The organism is Emticicia sp. (genome assembly GCF_049241225.1).
Taxonomy (GTDB): Bacteria; Bacteroidota; Bacteroidia; order Cytophagales; family Spirosomataceae; genus Emticicia.
In genome coordinates, this window is the sequence record NZ_JBMLRC010000130.1 from 1 (window position 1) to 2,126 (window position 2,126).

Annotated in this window: 1 protein-coding gene; it reads left to right on the forward strand. The window is 44.3% G+C overall.

Annotation, left to right across the window (positions count from 1 at the left end):
• Nucleotides 1–120: 120 nt before the first annotated feature.
• The coding region (locus tag ACOVO2_RS08075; protein ID WP_421769469.1) for a WD40/YVTN/BNR-like repeat-containing protein at nucleotides 121–2,126 on the forward strand (2,006 nt) is incomplete at its 3' end.

The following is a 2,126-nucleotide window of genomic DNA, read 5'->3' on the forward strand; positions in this document are numbered from 1 at the left end:
AACTTTCGCCCCATCAAATCTCCTTTTTGTCGCTGAAAAATCATCATGCAAGCCAGCATATCGAGATAATAGTTATCTTTGAAAAATGTAGTCTTCATTAACACAAACTCATTGCTAAACATGCAGAAACAACTATCAATCCTTTTATTGATTGTAACAATTTCTTTTGGGGCATTTGCTCAAAACAAAAAGAAAACAAAAGCTTCTCCAACCCCTACTACAACGGTTGTGCAGGCTCCAAAGCCCCCACAAATCAACTACGACAGTACTTTCAAAGCACTCAAATGGCGAAATATCGGCCCATTCCGTGGCGGTCGTTCGGTGGCAGTTTCGGGCGTAGTTGGCAATCCACAGGTGTATTACATGGGTACAACTGGCGGAGGACTTTGGAAAACTACCGACGCTGGACTTAATTGGACAAATATCTCGGACGGTTATTTCAAAACTGGTTCGGTTGGGGCAGTTTCGGTGGCAGAATCTGACCCGAACGTTGTGTACGTGGGTATGGGCGAACACGCTCCACGTGGCGTGATGACCTCTTACGGCAATGGCGTTTATAAATCGACCGATGCAGGAAAAACTTGGACAAAGTTGGGTCTTGACCTTACTCGTCATATTTCTCGCATCAGTATTCACCCACAAAATCCTGATGTTGTTTATGTGGCGGCTCAAGGTGCATTGCATGGTGCTGGCGAAGAAAGAGGCGTTTACAAATCAATTGATGGTGGTAAAACGTGGAAAAAGACGCTTTTTGTTGATAATAACACAGGCTGTTCGGATTTGAGCATGGACATGACGAATCCGAGAATTATGTACGCTGCCATGTGGGACCATCGTCGTTTGCCGTGGCAAATGGTGAGCGGTGGCAAAGGCAGTGGTTTGTATAAATCGGTTGATGGTGGCGATACTTGGACCAAACTTGATAAAGGTTTACCAAAAGAATTGGGAAAAATGGGAATTGTAGTTTCGAGAGCTAATCCGAACCGAGTTTTTGCGGTCATTGAATCTGATACCGAAAAAGAGCAAGGTGGTGTTTTCCGCTCTGACGATGCAGGAAAATCTTGGACTCGTGTAAGCAAAGACCACCGTACGGTTCAACGTGCGTGGTATTATATCGAAATCTTTGCCGACCCAACCAACGAAAACATCGTTTATGTACTTAATTCTCCTGCCCTTAAATCTATTGATGGTGGCAAAACCTTCACTCGTGTTTTTGGCGGAACCCACGGCGACCATCATGACTTATGGATAAACCCGAAAGATGGCAAAAACATGGTTTTAGCAAATGACGGTGGTGCAGCCGTTTCGTTCAATGGTGGGCAGTCATTTTCTCCGCAAAACCAAATGCCTACGGCTCAGTTTTACCGAATCAATGCCGATAATTTGTTTCCTTACCGAATTTATGGCGGTCAGCAAGATAATACTTCGGTCATGATTCCGAGTCGAGTAACCAATGGTGGCGGTATCCGTGAACGTGACTGGGAATATTCGGCAGGAGGTGAAAGTGCATTTTTAGCATTCGACCCCGATGCACCTCGCTACGTAATGGGCGGAAGTTATCAAGGAACAATTGAGCTACTCGATTTGCAAAACAAAGAAGGAAAAGGCGTAATGACAGCCCCGATTCAATACCAAGCCTTGAAAGCGAAAGAAATGAAATACCGCTTCAATTGGAATGCTCCAATCATCTACTCAAAACGTGAAAAAGCCTTTTATCATGCTGGAAATGTTGTTTTGAAAACAACTGATTTAGGCAAAACTTGGACGGAATTTTCGACTGATTTAACGCGAAAAGATACAACCAAACTCGGTTTGGGCGGAGCTCCATACACCAACGAAGGTGCAGGTGGCGAAAACTACGCAACGATTTCGTACCTAATTGAATCGCCCAACGAAGCAGGTGTTTTTTGGGCAGGTAGCGATGATGGCTTGGTGCATATCACAAAAGATAACGGCAAAACATGGACAAACGTGACACCAGCTGGCCTCGAAGAATGTTTGGTGAATGCAATTGAGGTTTCGCCTCACGACAACGCAACGGGATATATTGCTACACATCGCTACAAACAAAATGATTTTACGCCTTCTATCTATAAAACAACCGATTACGGAAAAACTTGGACAAA